Below are 14,689 nucleotides of genomic sequence, written 5' to 3'. Positions count from 1 at the left end.
GCTCAGCGCGACGCGATCAGCCAGGCGATCACGCTCCCGATCGCGAAGAACACGATGCCAGCGCCGGCGATCACGGCCCGCGACGTCCGCCGCTCGATGAAGCTGGCCGCGGCCCGGAGGCTGGACGGGGCGGCGAGGGCGATGCCGCTCTCGGGCGCGCTCATCTTCTGGACGGCGGCGTCGAGCGCCACGAGCACGGCGCGCGCGTGGGGGAAGCGGTCGTCCGGGTCCTTGGCGAGCAGGCGCATCACGATCGCCTCCAGCGCGGGCGGGACGACGACGCCGGGGGAGCGCTCGGCGATCGGCGGCGGCACGGCCGACCGGTGCTGCGCGAACAGCGCCGACGGCTCGACCGCCGTGAAGGGGTGCTTGCCCGCGAGCATCTCGTAGAGGATGACCCCGAGCGCGTAGAGGTCGGCCCGCCGGTCGACGGAGCGCATGCCGAGCGCCGCCTCGGGCGCCATGTACGCCACCGTGCCGAGCAGCACGCCAGCGTTCGTCAGCGAGCGGCGCGAGTCGTCGTCGGTGATGGAGAACTGCTCGATCGGCACCTTGGCGAGGCCAAAGTCGATGAGCAGGACGCGCTCCTCCGGCCCGTCGAGGACCATGACGTTGAGCGGCTTCACGTCCCTGTGCACGATCCCGAAGTCGTGCGCCGCGTTGAGCGCGCTCGCGAGCTGGCGCGCGATGTTCGCCGCGCGGAGCGGCGGGACGGGGCCCTGGTCGATGAGCTTCCGCAGCGTGATGCCGCGGATGAACTCCATCACCATGAACCACGCGCCGTCGTCGAGCTGGTTGATCTCGTAGACCGCCGCGACGTTCGGGTGGAAGATGTGGCGACCGGCGAGCGCCTCGCGCTCGAAGCGCTCGATGAGCTCCGGCAGCTCCTCGGCGTCCGGGTGGAGCACCTTGACGGCCACGTCCTCGCCGGTCGCGAGCTTCTTTGCCCTGAAGACGGCGGCGATGCCGCCCATCGCGACGAGCTCCTCGAGGCGATAGCGGTGGACGAGCGTGCGCCCGACGAACGTCATCGCGCGCTCACGCGCCGCGGAGCTCGCCTGGCCTCCCGCGATGAACACGGACTCGCTCATGCGTTCGCGCCTCCAGGCCGAGCCCCGCGCGCGGCGTCGTCGAGGAGGCCGCAGCGCAGGGCACGCACAGCCGCGCCGCGCGCTCCCCCGTGACCGCGCGCCACGCGGCGGAACAGCGGATTCACCCTGGATGACATCATGCGCTCACACACGCGGCGTCCGGAGGGTAGCGCCCCTGCGCGCCCAGCGCCATCTTCCCGGCTGGGCGCGGGGGCGAGGCGCTCGCGAGGGAGCGGGCGGGCGGCGCTCGCTGAGGCTGGAGCTCACGAAGCGCGCGTGAGCCAGGCCTCCCGAGCGGCCTTCGGGAGATCGCACCCACCGCCGCGGCCGCGCGCGCTCTCTCGAGATTCCACCGCTCCGCCGTGATCGTGAGTCGCCGGGCCGCGCCGTCTCCTGCGCTGATGGCGCGGCCTCATCGTGTCTCCGGCCGGGGCGTGCGGAGACCCCTCATCGCGTGTGCCTCACGGCCGCGCGGCGGGGAGCGCCGGCCGCGCGAGGTGCGGAGTCGCGCCCGGCCCCGACGTGGCGAGAGCCCGTTGCGCGCTGGGCGGCGCTCGCCCGTCGCCGGCGGAGCGCGACCACTTGTCGGTAGATCCAGCGACATTGCCGGAGCTCGGGCCGCGCGCGCCCGCGCCGGGCGGCCGAACCAGCGCGCCCGCGCCGAGCCCGCTGTCCTGCCGCGAGCGCCCTCGCCCGCGGCATCGGCGTCCTCCTCCTCCTCCGGATCCGCACGAGGCGTGCCCGGTCGTGCGCGGACGAATTAGGTTTGAAACCACATCAAGTTCACAGATGCGTTTTTTCGACAGGCTCGTGTAGCCTGTATGAGTGGAGGTTTCCATGCACAGCACAATGCGTCGCACCGTTCTCCTCGGGCTCGTTTCCGGACTCGCCGTAGCAGCTTGCTCCACGCCTGATGCGTCGAACCTCTTCGTTGCCGGCGGGTCCGGTCCGGGGAGCACGGCTTCCGCGGGAGGAGGCGAGGGCGGCGCGCCGGGCGATGGGGGCGCGGCGGGCGTGGGCGGCCAGGGCACCGGGGGCGAGCCGGGCGTGGGAGGAGCGACCGCGGGGAGCGGCGGTAGCGGGGGCGTGGGGCCCATCATCGACGAGCCGCCGGTCTGCGGGGACGTTTACGTCGATTGCGACGCGGATGCCGAGAACGGCTGTGAGGTCAACGTGACGAACGACGCCCTCCATTGCGGCACCTGCCCCGTCGACTGCGATGGCACCTGCCGCGACGGCACGTGCGTCCGCACGTCGATCCACATCTCGGGCCAGCGGGATCCGCTGTACCTCGCTGTCGCCAACGGCATCGTGTTCTGGACCAACGGGGAGCAGGGCGTGGTCAGGCAGTGGACGCAGGGCGAAGCCGTCGCGATCAACATCGCCACCGCGCAGGTCCAGCCGGCCGATATCAAGGCCGACGCCACCCACGTCTTCTGGGCCAACCAGGGCGTGGCCGGCGAGAACGACGGCCAGGTGATGAGGGCGCGGGTCGGCGGCCAGGAGGCGCCGGTGGCGATCGCCGCAGGGCAGGCCGCGCCGTTCGGCGTGGCGATCGACGAGGTGTTCGTTTACTGGACGAACCGCGAGCGCGGCGGCTCCGTGGTCCGCGCGCGGAAGGACTCGGACGGCAACGGGCCGTTCACCGTCATCTCGGACAGGGGCGGGACGACCCACTCCCTCGCGGTCGACGAGACGCACGTCTACTGGACCGTGCGCGACGAGCGCGGCATGGTGATGTCCGCGCCCAAGGACTCCACGGGCGAAGGCCCGTTCACCACGCTGGCGGTCGATCAAGGCCAGGTGCGCGAGATCGCCGTCGATGCGACGCACGTCTACTGGACGACCAGCAGGACCGGCAACGTGGTGCGCGTGGCCAAGACCGGCGGAGAGCCCACGGTGATCGCGCGCGGGCAGGGGAACCCGAGGGGCATCGCCGCCGACGCGACGGGCGTTTACTGGGCGGACCCCACGTCGCCGAACGTCATGAGGATGCTGCCGAACGGCATCATCGGGGCCGTGGCGGCCGGCGAGCCGTCGCCGTACGGCATCGCCCTCGACGCGACCCGCGTCTACTGGACCAACGGACTCGGCATGAACGGCACCATCGTGAGCGCCCCGAAGTAGCGGTCGCGGGCGGCCAGCGCGCCCGGGATCGAGCACGCGAGGAGCCGAGGTCTCCGCGCGTCCTTCAGCGCCGCAGCGCCGCGCGCTCCGGGCGGTGGTCGGCGGTAGTCGACCGGCGCTCGCGGCGCCGCCTCGCCGACGATGCCGCGCGTGGAGGTCGGGGCTCCGCGTGCTACAAGCTCGCCCTGTGCTGCTCGAGACGTTCTCCGTAGGTCCGCTGGGGTGCAACTGCTCGATCCTCGTCGACCCCGTGAGCAAGGGCGCCGTGGTCATCGACCCCGGGGGCGATTTCGACAAGATCCGCGCGCGCGTCGAGCAGGCCGGCGCGAAGGTCGCGGCCATCGTGCACACGCACACGCATATCGATCACGTCGGCGCCACGGCGCCACTCCAGCGCTGGTCCGGCGCCGCGGCCCGCATCCACGAGGCCGACCGCTTCCTCTACGACATGCTCCCCGTACAGGCGGCGATGCTCGGCATTGCGCTGCCGGAGCGGTGCGAGGTCGACGGCGACCTGAACGACGGCGCGGTCGTGAAGGCGGGCGGGCTCGATCTGCACGTGCTCCACACGCCGGGGCACACGCCGGGCAGCGTCTCGTTCCTGGTGCTCGCGGAGGCGGGCGCCGTCGCGTTCACGGGGGACACCCTGTTCCGGCGCAGCATCGGCCGGACCGATCTGTGGGGCGGCGACTCGCGGGCGATCGTCTCATCTATCCGGGGCAAGCTGCTCACGCTCGATCCGTCGACCCGGGTCGTTACCGGACACGGCCCTTCCACGACGATCGGCGAGGAGCGCGACAGAAATCCCTTTTTGCGGTCGTGACGCGCCGCTCGCACGCTCGCTCGCGCGCCCGCTCGTACGCGTCGCCGCGGTGCTTTCTCGCGAGAAAGTGCTTGCATCCTGCCAGGATTCTTTCGAAAAATGCCGTGCGACGATGACGCGCGTCGGCCCACTCGAGCCGGGTCGACCGCTGTCCGCCGCGGAAGTCGAGCACGATGAGCACCGAAAGCGCGCCTGCCACGAAGGTCGATCTCGAGATCCTAGCCACGCCGCATCCCCTCGGGGACGCGGAGCGCGCGCAGCGCATGCAGAACCCTGGCTTCGGGCGCGTGTTCACGGAGCACATGGTCGTGATCCCGTACGCGGCGGACAGGGGCTGGCTCCGGGGGCAGATCCGGCCGTACGCGCCGATCACGCTCGATCCTGCGGCGATGGTGCTGCATTACGGTCAGGCGATCTTCGAGGGCTTCAAGGCCTATCGGCAGCCGGACGGGCGCATCAAGACGTTCCGGCCGGAGGCGAACGCGCGCCGCTTCAATAGCTCTGCCCGCCGGCTGGCGATGCCGGAGATGCCGGTTGATCTGTTCGTCGACGCGGTCGACGCCCTGATCCGCCTGGATCGCGCCTGGGTCCCCTCGCCCGTGGGCGAGAGCCTGTATATCCGACCGTTGATGTTCGCCACCGAGGTGGCGCTCGGGGTGAGGGCGTCGCGCGACTACGATTTCCTGGTGATCGCGTCGCCTGCAGCCGCGTATTTCCCTCAGGGCGTCAAGCCGGTGACGGTCTGGATCTCGGAGGATTTCGTCCGGGCGGCGCCGGGCGGCACGGGCGCGGCCAAGTTTGCGGGCAACTACGCCGCGAGCCTGCTCGCGCAGATGAACGCCGCGGCCGAGGGCTGCGCGCAGGTGGTCTGGCTCGATGCCGTCCAGCGCAGCGTCGTCGAGGAGATGGGGGGAATGAACATCTTCTTCGTCTACGAGGAGCGGGGGCGCCCCGTGATCGTGACCCCCGAGCTGACAGGCACGCTCCTGCCGGGCATCACCCGCGACAGCATCCTCCAGCTCGCCCGGGATTTCGGCTATGCCGCGGAGGAGCGCAGGGTCACCTTCGACGAGTGGCGCGCGGCGGTGCGCGAGGGCCGCATGACCGAGGCGTTCGCGTGCGGGACGGCCGCGGTCATCACGCCCATCGGCGCCGTGAAGTCCCGCGAGGGGACCTTCTCCATCCACGACAACGAGACGGGCCCCGTGGCGGCGCGCTTCCGCGAGGCGCTGCTCGACATCCAGCACGGCCTCGCGCCCGATCGCCACGGCTGGATGCACGACGTGGTCTGAGCGGACGGTCACCCGCTTCGGATACGGGCCCACCTCGGCGTTTTCGGTGCTCAGCGCACCGGCGTCTCAGGATTGATCATATTTCCCCCACCTCCCTCGCGGCGCTCCAGCCCTGGACGAGGGTGAGGAGCTGCTCGTAACCACGGCCCAGGGTCTGCCAGCCGGGCTCGCCGTTTCGCCGCAGGTGTCCGCCGAGCCCGGCGATTGCCAGGAAGGCATCGCGGGCCGTGGCGTTCTCGGGCAGGGGCTTGCGCGCGAAGACCCGCAGCACCTCGAGCTGGGTGGGCGTGAGCACGGCGGTCGCGGGCTGCTCCGGAGCGCGCCGAGCCTCGCTGCGCAGCAGCAATAGCTGCCAGGCGATGGGCGCGAAGAGCGCCAGCACGTTGCGCAAGCCGTGCAGGTCCTCGATCTGGCGCTTCTCGTAGGCGCATCCGGTCTTCAGGGCCTTGAAGAACTCCTCCACCATCCAGCGCGCCCGGTACCAGTCGACCAGCTGCGTCAGCTGCTCGACGGACTCGACCGGCTCGCTCGTGAGCAGCACCCACTCGACCGGCGCTTCGCCCGGCGGCGGCTCGAGCTCCCAGACGCGTACGACCTGGAGCGAGAGCGTCGCAGGCAGCTCGCGCGGCTGGGATCTCGGTCGCCGCAGGGTCACGCGCGTGCTTCCAAGAGCGAGCTTGGCCAAGCGTCCTGCGCGCGGAGGATGCAGCCGTTTCTGTTGAGGGCTGCGATTGCCCGCCGGCCGCGGCGAAAGCTCTACCTCGCGTACGGCCACCGCTTGAACATGCGCGAGCGCCTGCTCGAGCTTGGCCTCCTCTCCGAGGGCGTCAGCCTCGACGAGGCGATTGTGCGCGAGCCGAATCACGAACCGATGCCGTGCGCTCAACAGCTGCGCGAACAGGCCGTAGTCGTCTCCTTCGCGGTCCATGACGTGCACCACATCGTGCGGAGCAGCGCCCAGGGCCGCGACTCGCTCCACCTGCTCTCCCCAGCGGTCGTGCTCGTTGTCCGTCGTGCCGTCGTCGCGCACGTGCGTGCTCAGATCGAGCACGCCGAGCGGGCGGCGCGTTCCATCGCCGCTGACCGCCAGCGTGAAGTGGGCGAAGAACGTCTGCCCCGAGGAGCGCAGCCGTCCGAGCCCCTGCCGCTGGCCGTCGGAGCGGAAGGAGAGGGTCGTGGTGTCATGGATGGCGAGCACGACCGGCTCGGCCTCCATGCGCGCGAGGGTGGCGCGCACATGCGGAGCCAGAATCGCCGCGGGCGTGACGGCGTCGTTGCCGAAGAAACGGTACGCCGCCTCCAGCTCGCTGTCGGACAAGAGCGAGGGGAAGCTCTTGTCCGGCGCCTGCGCCAGCTTCTGCACCAGCTTGCTCTGGCGCTTCGAAAGCCGCGCATCGCCGAAGTGCGCGTCGCTCATCTCCTCGGCGAGTGCCGCTGCGTGCTCTGCTGCAGGTGAACCCATCCGCAGCTTTGATCACGTCGCCCAGTACACATCAAGCGAGATGTGTAGGATCCTGAGACCGGCGTGCGCTTGCGCGCCGAAAACGCCGATCTGGGCCCGTCTCCTGTGCGGGTGACCGTCCGCTCTGCTCTGCATGGTGCAGAGGGTGACCGTCCGCTCTGCTCTGCATGGTGCAGAGGGTGACCGTCCGCTCTGCTCTGCATGGTGCAGAGGGTGACCGTCCGCTCTGCTCTGCATGGTGCAGAGGTGGGCGGAGGCCGCGCTACTCCGCCGCCGGCGGGCGCTTGGACTTCGCCGTCAGGCCATATTCGTGCAGGCGGTACTGGATGGTGCGTATGCTGATGTCCAGGAGCTCGGCCGCGCGCGTCGTCGAGCCGTTCGTCGCCTCGAGCGTCGACAGGATGGCATAGCGCTCGATCTCCGCCATGGTGGCGCCCGGGATCCGCAGGGCCCCCTTGGCGACCGGCGCCGCGTCGATGGGGAGGTGCTCCGCGTCGATGCGCGTGTCGTCGCACAGGACGACCGCCCGCTCGATCGCGTTCTCGAGCTCCCGCACGTTCCCCGGCCACCGGTGCGCGATGAGCTTCGCCCGGGCCTCGTCGGTGAACCCCTCGATCTTGCGGTGGTTCTCCGCCGCGAACCGGCGCAGGAAGTGATTCGCCAGGAGCAGCACGTCGGTGTCGCGGATGCGCAGCGGCGGCATGTCGATGTGGACGACGTTGAGCCGGTAGTAGAGGTCCTCCCGGAAGTGGCCCTCCTGCACCGCCGCCGCGAGATCGCGGTTCGTCGCCGCGATGAGCCGCACGTCGATGGTCACGGCGTCGTTCCCGCCGACGCGCTCGAACGTCCTCTCCTGGAGGACGCGGAGCAGCTTCACCTGCGTCGAGGGGGCGATCTCGCCGACCTCGTCGAGGAAGAGCGTCCCGCCGTGCGCCTGCTCGAACCGCCCGATGCGCCGCTTGTCGGCGCCGGTGAACGCGCCGCGCTCGTGGCCGAACAGCTCGCTCTCGAGCAGGGACTCCGCGAGCGCCGCGCAGTGCAGGGTCACGAAGGGCCCTTTGGCGCGCGGGCCCTTCGCGTGGATCGCGCGCGCGAGCTCGCCCTTGCCCGTGCCGCTCTCGCCGGTGATGAGCACCGTCGCCCGCGCGCCGGCCACCTGCCGTGCCATCCGGTAGACCCTCTGCATCGCCGGGCTCGTCCCGATGAGCCCCTCCACGCCCTCGCCCTGGCGCTCTCGCAGCTGCCGGCGGAGGTTCTCCGCCTCGACCCGGAGCGCGCTCCGCTCGAGGGCGCGCTCCAGCGTGAGGAGGAGCGCGTCGAAGTCGACCGGCTTCGTCAGGTAATCCTCGGCCCCCGCCCGCATCGCCAGCACCGCCGAGCTCACGTCCCCGAACGCGGTGACGACGATCACCGGCAGCGCCGGATCCTGCTCGCGCAGCTTCCCGAGCAGCGCCACCCCATCCATCCTCGGCATCTTCAGATCCGTGACGACGACGTCCGGCGGCCGCTCCGCCGCGACCTCGACCGCCTCGACGCCGTCCGCCGCCGCGTCGACGGTATAACCCTCCTGGCGCAAGAGCTTCTCCAGCCCCGAGCGCGCGCTCGCCTCGTCGTCCACGACGAGCACCCTCGAGCTCTGCCTCTTCTCAGCGTTCATATCGTTCCTTCCGAACATACCGTGTCCGCGAGGCGCTGCGGAACTCGTTCGGTGGCGGCGCGGCCGCGCGCGGCTCGAGGGCGCCGGCGGGGGGGGGCCGCGCCGGGGCAGGCGACGGGCGCCGCAGCCGTTGCACGCGGGCGCAAGCCGTTCGCCGGGCCTGGCGCCCCGCCTGCTCAGGCCGGGGGAGGGAAGGGGGAGCTCGGCCGCGTGGCGCGCGAGGCGTCGGCGAGCGCCGCGTCCACGGTGGCGCGGAGCTCGTCGCTCAGGGCGATGTAGTCGATCGGCTTCGTGTGTACAACCGCCGCGGGATCCAGCCCTCGCCCGAGGCGCGCTACGAGGTCGGGGTACCCGGTGAAGAAGAACAGCGGGAGATCCGGCCGGAGCGATCTCGCGTAGCGCGCGACCGCGATCCCATCGGCGTGGGGCATCCGGAAATCGGTCACCAGGATGTCCGGGATCGGACTGCGGGCCAGCCGCGCGATGGCGAGCGCGCCGTTGGTGGCCAGCTCCACGCGGAAGCCGTCCTCCTCGAGCAGGCGCTCGAGGAGGCGAGCGGTCTGCACGTCGTCGTCCACGAGCAGGATCAGCGGCTGTTCGGTGCTGCGCGGTTCCACGCCGGGATCTCTACCAAGTTGCGTGCCAGCCCTGGAGCTGCGCGCGCGCCCCGGGGAGAGCGGCGGAGGTCAGCCGGAGCGGCGCAGCGGGAGCGTCACGCGGAACAGCGTCTTCCCCGGGCGGCTCTGGAACTCGATGGTCCCCTCGTGATCGGTGACGATGCGGTGCGCGATCGCCAGCCCGAGCCCGGTGCCGTTCGGCTTCGTCGAGAAGAACGGATCGAAGATCGGCGCGTCCGGGCTCGCGATCCCGGGGCCGTCGTCCTCCACCTCGACGACGGCGTGGCGCGGCTGCCGCCGCGCGCGGAGGGTGACCGTGCCGCCTCCGGCCGCGTCCACCGCCTCGATCGCGTTGCGGAGCAGGTTCAGCAGGACCTGCTCGATCTTCGCGGGATCGAGGTCGAGCACGATGTCGGTCGAGGGCAAGTCGACCTTCACCGCGGCCTGCGCGCCGGCGCCGTCCGACGACGCCGCGACGCGCGCCGCGCGCTCGCAGAGCGGGACGACGGGCGTCGGCCGGAGGTGCAGCGGCTTCGGCCGGGCGAAGTCCAGGAACTCGCTGACGAGCTCCGAGAGGCGGCGGATCTCGTCGCGGACGACCTGGATCGCCTCCAGCGTGTCCGGGTCCTTCAGGCCGGCGCGCGCGAGCCCCCGCTCGAGGAAGGTCACGTGGAGCTGCGCGCCGTTCAGCGGGTTCCTGATCTCGTGCGCGAGGCCGGCCGCGAGGGTCCCCACCGCGGCGAGCTTCTCGCTCTGGCGCACGCGCGCGGCGAGCGCGTTCTCGTCGGTCGTGTCCTGCCCGATCGCGAACAGCACCACCTCGTCGTCGGCCGCGGAAGGGGCGTACGCGAGCTGCCAGCGCAGATCGCGGATCTTGCCGGCGCGCGTGCGCACGATGCTCTCCAGCAGATCGACGCTGGGGCGGCGGCCCGCGGCGACGTCCGCCACGAGCGCGCCGTGATCCGCGCGGATCTCCTCGGGGAGGAGCGCCTCGACGAACGGCACCCCGAGCACGTCCTCGCGCGCGAGCCCCGTGATCCGCTCGGCTTCCCGGTTGAAGAGCCGCACGATCGCCTGCGCGTCGAGGCCCACGACGAGGACGCGGGCCAGCTCGACGGCGCTCTTGTACCGGTGCTCCGTGCGCGCGAGCGTGCGGCCGACCTCCTCGCGATCCAGGCGCTCGGCGCGCTGCGCGCGCGCGAGGAAGTCGTCGCGGTACGTCTCGAGCATGATGGCGAGCTCGAGATCGAGCACCTTGTTCACCGCCGCCTTGACCGGGATCGCCTCCGCGCCGATCGCGCCGTCGGCGATCTCGTGGAACGCGAGCCGGATGAGCGTCATCGCCGTGAACATGTACCGCTGGGGGAGGCCCACCCGGACGTGGATCCGCCCGATCTTCGCGCTCTCGTCGAAGTACGCGGCGTCGTAGGGCCCCGTGCAGATGCGCGTCATCCAGCGGACGAGCGATCGCTTGAGCCGCTCCACCTGCTCCTCGCCGGTGAAGACGTCGTGCGCGCCCTCGTGCTCGCGGATGCGATCGTAGAACTCGTCGGCGATGCGGGGGAAGTGCGGCTCCGCGTGCGCGCGGAGCGCGGCGAGCCAGCGCTCGTCCTGCTCGCTGAAGCGGACGTACCGCTTGATCTCGTCGAAGAGCGTCTCCTGCGCGGGCACGAGGACCGTGTCTATCACGGCCCTGTCCCCGCCGACGCGGACCAGGATCTCGCGCGCTCGAGGAGCGCCGCGAGCGCCGCCTCGTCCTCGCCGCCGCGCGCGACGAGCTCCGGCGCGAGCGGCGCCTCGTAGTCGGCGCCCGCGCCCGGGAGCGCGCCGATCTCCCCGGCGCCGGCCGCGTGGTAGAGCCCCTTCGGGTCGCGCTCCCTGCAGGTCGCCGGCGCGACGTCCACGTAGACCTCGATGAACCCGGGCGCCAGCGCGCGGGCGCGCTCCCGGTAGGCGCGGCGGTGCGCCGTCGCCGCCACGATCACGATCGGCCCCTGGCGCGCGAGCAGCGCCGCGAGGCGCGCGAGCGTCTCGTAGAAATCGTCGCGAGCGCGCGGGTCGTAGCCGGGCCGCGGGACCAGGGCGTCGCGCACCTCGTCCCCGTCGAGGAGGCAGCTCGCCCGCCCCTCGCCGACAAGCGCCCGGTGCGCCCGCGCGGCCAGCGTGGATTTGCCCGACGACGGGAGCCCCGTGATCCAGACGACCCCGCCGCTCACGTGAAGAGCTTCTCGGCGTCGTCCGGATCGAAGCGCGGGGCGTCGAGGGCGCGCTCCACGAAGGAGAGCAGCGCGTCCCTCGCCCGCGCCGTGACCGCGGGGTACCACCCGGGGTTGGCCAGCACGAGCGCGCGCCACGCGAGGAACGGCGCGGCCACGTCGAGCAGCCCCGCGGAGCCGCTCCAGCCGAGGTAGACCTCCCAGAGCCGCCGCCACAGCGCGCGGAAGCCGCCCTCCCACGCACCAGGCGCGTCCAGCGCGAAGAAGATGTAATTGATGGCGAGGCAGGTGACGTCGTCGGCGGGATCGCCCTGGGATCCGCGGCTCGTGTCGAGCAGCGTGAGCCGCGACGCCTCGTCGAACACGATGTTGAACGGGTGGAAATCGCCGTGCGTGCGGGCCAGCCGATGATCCCGGCCGCGGAGCTTCCATCGCCACGCCACGCAGCGCCGCTCGATCGCCTGGAGCCGCTCGGGCGGCGCGCCGGGCACGTCGTCCGGATAGCCGTCGATGATGCCGAAGATGCCTTCACCGTGGCCCACGAGATCGCGCACCGCGCGGCGGTAGCTGCCCGGCTGCGCGCCCTTCGCGCCGTGGAGGGCGATGAGGTACCTGGCGAGCGCCTCGCAGCGCGCGAAATCCTCGGGGTCCGCGCGCCGCTCCTTCGCGATCCGGCGCAGATCCGCGGCGTAGACGTCTCCCTCCGCGTACGTGGTCAGGAGATAGAACTCGCCCGCATCCCGCAGGGACAGGAAGCGACCGTCGCGCGTCAGCGAGCCGACGTCCACGACCTCGACGTGCGCCGGGATCGACCCGAAGGTGTCGAAGGCGAGCAGCGCCTCCGCCGCGCGATCCGCCCGCCTGTCGTGGCCGAACGCGTCCGCGGTCGACGTGTGCAGGACCAGCTTCTGCCTTGAGCCATCGGGCCTCACCGCCGTGATCCGGCGGGGTACGCCGTAGCCGGCGGCCTTCTCGGTCTGGTCGTGGCCCGAGCGGCTGTCGGGTCCGAGGGTGGTGATCTCCTCGACGCGCGCATCAGGAAACGCTGCATCGATGAGCTGACGGACCGGGCGTGCGGGATCGGATTCAGGCAGGACCGACGGGGCGCTCATGGTCTCCTCGGATGTCGCGACGTGCTCGCGTGACCATGCGCGCAGCAAGAAGCAGACCGCATGGCTGACGAGCCTGCTCGAGCAGCACCTCGGGGAGCGGTCGGATCCTGAATCTCGCGGGGCCTTCGGCGGGCTGATGAGCGCGGGCACGGCACCGGGACCGGGCCGGACGCTCGCAGGACCTGCGCCGCCGCGCGAGGCGTGCGCTGGGCCGCGCGACGTCGCGCAGCGTGAGGCGGGGCGGGATCAGCGGGTCGGGATCCCGGGCGGCGGGTCGCCGATCTGGTAAGGCCGCATCATCTCGTTGTCCTCATGCTCGAGGATGTGGCAGTGCCACACGAACCGGCCAGGCTTCTCGAACTTCGCTTTGATGCGCGTGATCTCGAGCGGCAGCGCGACGACGGTGTCCTTGAAGCCCTCCTCGCCCGCCTCGGGCGGACGCGGCGGGGGCTGCGGGAGCGGCGGGGTGGCGAACGGCTGGCGTTCGACGACCTGGAACAGGACCTCATGGATGTGGATCGGGTGCGCATCCATGGTGAAGTTGTAGATCTCCCAGATCTCGGTCGATCCAGGGGCCGGGTTCTCCGTGATGGGATCGTCCCAGAAGAGCGCCTTCGGCGTGTTGGAGCCCGGCGGCGAGAACGTGCCCAGCACGACCGCGAGCGGGCCGGCCTCGGGGACGCTCGCGAGGCTCAGCTCGTTGAGGGACACCCGCCGCACCGCGTCCTCGTCTCCGAGCGGCTCGAACCGCGGCAGCCTGAGCCGAGAAGGGGGCGTGCTCGTGTCCCTGCTCGTCGCCCGCACGACGCGGAACTGCATCACCTGTCCTGTCGTCGCCGGGTCGGCCGGGGGCTGCACGCCGCCGTTGAAGGGCACGTCCGGACCGAGGTTGAGAAGGATGATCTCGGTGCCCGCGCGGACATCGCTGAAATCCACGATCACGTCCGCGCGCTCGGCCGGGGCGAGCAACAGGGTAGCTCGCTCCACCGGGCGGGGGAGGAACCCGCTGTCCGAGCCTATCTGCCAGAACGAGCGACCGTCATCCATCTTCAGGATCAAGAACCGCGAGTCGCTGCCGTTCAGGATGCGGAAGCGGTAACGCCGCTGCTCGACCTCGAGGTAAGGCCACGGCCGGCCGTTGACGACGATGACATCGCCGAAGAACTCCGGGACCCAGATCGGCGGGAAGGGGCCATTCGGGACGTACAGGTTCGCGAGCTCGGGAGGGAGCCCGCGTGTCTTCGGGTAGAAGAGCGACCCGTCGTCGTTGAAGGAGCGGTCCTGGATCACGATCGGGATCTCGTACGGCCCGCATCCATGGTGGTGGCCCGGCCGCGGAGCCGAGCCGGGGAGCACGCCGGGCGGGAGATCGCCTGGGCCGCCGCGGAGCAGGTAGAAGCCGGCCGGCCCCGCGTAGACGTTGAGCCGGGTGATGCCGAGCGTGTGGTCGTGGTACCAGAGCGTCGCTGCCCGCTGGTCGTTCGGGTACTCGAACACGGCCGCGCCACGCTCCCACAGATCCCCGAGCGGCGACGTGCCCTGGTAATGGTCGTAGAAGGTGCCGGTCTCCGCATATCCCTCGGGGATATTGCTCGCCGCGGGGAGGAACCAGGCTTCCGGGTAGCCGTCGCTCTCCTGCGCCACCCCGGCCATCCCATGGAGGTGCGTGACGATCGGCACCGGGCCCTCGTAGGGCCCCGGCGGGCAATCGCCAGGGAACGTGGGCCGGCTGTCGCGGCCTTCCTCGCCGCCAGGCGGGTTGGCCCAGTGGAGGGTGGGGTCGACCGGGAGCAGGTGAGGGAGGAAGCAGCCGGTCGCGGGGTCCTTGAGATCGTTGATCCACTTCACGCGCACCGGCCTTCGCCATGTCGCCTCGATGGTGAACGCGGGATAGCTGAACGTCTCTGGGTGGCCCACCGCTCCATATCCCCACACCTTCGTCAGGGGCAAGCCCAGCTCGGGTGGCAGGACCTGCTGCTCGAACTGCCGGACGGCGATCTCGTAGTAGTCGAATCGGGCGCCGGCGTCGTGGCGCCTGTTCGCCTTGGGCATGACGGGCGGCACGAGCAGCGGGCGGCGGTACTGGTACTGGGCGACGACGGTGCCGGCGAGGGTCGGTTCCTCGGGCGGGAGGAACGTACACGCGTCGACAGACGCCCTCGCCAGAACGCCGCGCCGGAACACCAGGAGCCCGCCTGTCGCGGCCAAACCATGTTTCAGGAGCTCTCGTCGTTTCATGGAGGACACCTCATCTCCCTGGATCACAGCCCGCGCCAGGAGCGCGGGGCATCA

Annotated in this window: 11 protein-coding genes; 3 read left to right on the top strand and 8 right to left on the bottom strand. The window is 71.4% G+C overall.

What is annotated here, in order from left to right; all coding sequences use genetic code 11:
• Positions 1–2: 2 nt before the first annotated feature.
• Complete coding sequence (locus WMF27_RS29970; RefSeq protein WP_437765455.1) at positions 3–1,091, bottom strand: serine/threonine-protein kinase; 1,089 nt, start codon at positions 1,089–1,091, stop codon at positions 3–5.
• 849 nt (positions 1,092–1,940) lie between these two features.
• On the opposite strand from WMF27_RS29970, the gene WMF27_RS29965 reads away from it, so the two are divergent.
• The 3 genes from WMF27_RS29965 to WMF27_RS29955 all read left to right on the top strand — a co-directional run bounded on the left by WMF27_RS29965 (position 1,941) and on the right by WMF27_RS29955 (position 5,333).
• Positions 1,941–3,218 carry a hypothetical protein gene (locus WMF27_RS29965; protein ID WP_437943186.1) on the top strand — a complete coding sequence of 426 codons (1,278 nt, stop codon included), beginning with the start codon at positions 1,941–1,943 and terminating at the stop codon, positions 3,216–3,218.
• 187 nt (positions 3,219–3,405) lie between these two features.
• Positions 3,406–4,041 (top strand): MBL fold metallo-hydrolase, encoded by a 636-nt coding sequence (locus WMF27_RS29960; RefSeq protein ID WP_437765457.1) that lies wholly within the window; start codon positions 3,406–3,408, stop codon positions 4,039–4,041.
• Positions 4,042–4,214: 173 nt separating this feature from the next.
• Entirely contained in the window at positions 4,215–5,333 is a 1,119-nt protein-coding gene (locus tag WMF27_RS29955) for a branched-chain amino acid aminotransferase (protein ID WP_437765458.1), read from the top strand.
• A 76-nt stretch (positions 5,334–5,409) separates the two neighbouring features.
• Here the strand turns inward: WMF27_RS29955 and WMF27_RS29950 are convergent, their stop codons facing one another.
• The 7 genes from WMF27_RS29950 to WMF27_RS29920 all read right to left on the bottom strand — a co-directional run bounded on the left by WMF27_RS29950 (position 5,410) and on the right by WMF27_RS29920 (position 14,635).
• Positions 5,410–6,795: an IS4 family transposase gene (locus tag WMF27_RS29950; protein ID WP_437943004.1), complete on the bottom strand. Its 1,386-nt coding sequence runs from the start codon at positions 6,793–6,795 to the stop codon at positions 5,410–5,412.
• 262 nt (positions 6,796–7,057) lie between these two features.
• Positions 7,058–8,452, bottom strand: coding sequence for a sigma-54-dependent transcriptional regulator (locus tag WMF27_RS29945; RefSeq protein WP_437765459.1), 1,395 nt, complete (start codon positions 8,450–8,452; stop codon positions 7,058–7,060).
• A 176-nt stretch (positions 8,453–8,628) separates the two neighbouring features.
• Complete coding sequence (locus tag WMF27_RS29940) at positions 8,629–9,069, bottom strand: response regulator (protein ID WP_437765460.1); 441 nt, start codon at positions 9,067–9,069, stop codon at positions 8,629–8,631.
• Positions 9,070–9,138: 69 nt separating this feature from the next.
• Positions 9,139–10,758, bottom strand: coding sequence for a protoglobin domain-containing protein (locus WMF27_RS29935; RefSeq protein WP_437765461.1), 1,620 nt, complete (start codon positions 10,756–10,758; stop codon positions 9,139–9,141).
• A complete protein-coding gene (locus WMF27_RS29930) occupies positions 10,755–11,285 on the bottom strand; it encodes an adenylyl-sulfate kinase (protein WP_437765462.1) in 531 nt (176 codons plus the stop codon). Before WMF27_RS29930 ends, WMF27_RS29935 begins: the two co-directional genes overlap by 4 nt.
• Positions 11,282–12,397: a phosphotransferase family protein gene (locus WMF27_RS29925; protein WP_437765463.1), complete on the bottom strand. Its 1,116-nt coding sequence runs from the start codon at positions 12,395–12,397 to the stop codon at positions 11,282–11,284. Before WMF27_RS29925 ends, WMF27_RS29930 begins: the two co-directional genes overlap by 4 nt.
• A gap of 246 nt (positions 12,398–12,643) precedes the next feature.
• The gene (locus WMF27_RS29920) at positions 12,644–14,635 is read right to left on the bottom strand and encodes a multicopper oxidase family protein (protein ID WP_437765464.1); all 1,992 of its coding nucleotides are present in this window, start codon (positions 14,633–14,635) and stop codon (positions 12,644–12,646) included.
• Between the last annotated feature and the right edge of the window lie 54 nt (positions 14,636–14,689).

It is taken from the genome of Sorangium sp. So ce281 (assembly GCF_051527395.1).
GTDB lineage: Bacteria > Myxococcota_A > Polyangia > Polyangiales > Polyangiaceae > Sorangium > Sorangium cellulosum_B.
The sequence above is the reverse complement of the archived record's forward strand: the minus strand, read 5'-3'. Positions and strand labels throughout refer to the sequence as shown.

Excerpts from the sequence above, each read along its gene's own strand:
- WMF27_RS29965 (WP_437943186.1), top strand. The coding sequence starts at position 1,941 with ATGCGTCGCACCGTTCTCCTCGGGCTCGTTTCCGGACTCGCCGTAGCA.
- WMF27_RS29925 (WP_437765463.1), bottom strand. The coding sequence starts at position 12,397 with ATGAGCGCCCCGTCGGTCCTGCCTGAATCCGATCCCGCACGCCCGGTC.
- WMF27_RS29920 (WP_437765464.1), bottom strand. The coding sequence starts at position 14,635 with ATGAAACGACGAGAGCTCCTGAAACATGGTTTGGCCGCGACAGGCGGG.
- WMF27_RS29955 (WP_437765458.1), top strand. The coding sequence starts at position 4,215 with ATGAGCACCGAAAGCGCGCCTGCCACGAAGGTCGATCTCGAGATCCTA.
- WMF27_RS29945 (WP_437765459.1), bottom strand. The coding sequence starts at position 8,452 with ATGAACGCTGAGAAGAGGCAGAGCTCGAGGGTGCTCGTCGTGGACGAC.
- WMF27_RS29970 (WP_437765455.1), bottom strand. The coding sequence starts at position 1,091 with ATGAGCGAGTCCGTGTTCATCGCGGGAGGCCAGGCGAGCTCCGCGGCG.
- WMF27_RS29950 (WP_437943004.1), bottom strand. The coding sequence starts at position 6,795 with ATGGGTTCACCTGCAGCAGAGCACGCAGCGGCACTCGCCGAGGAGATG.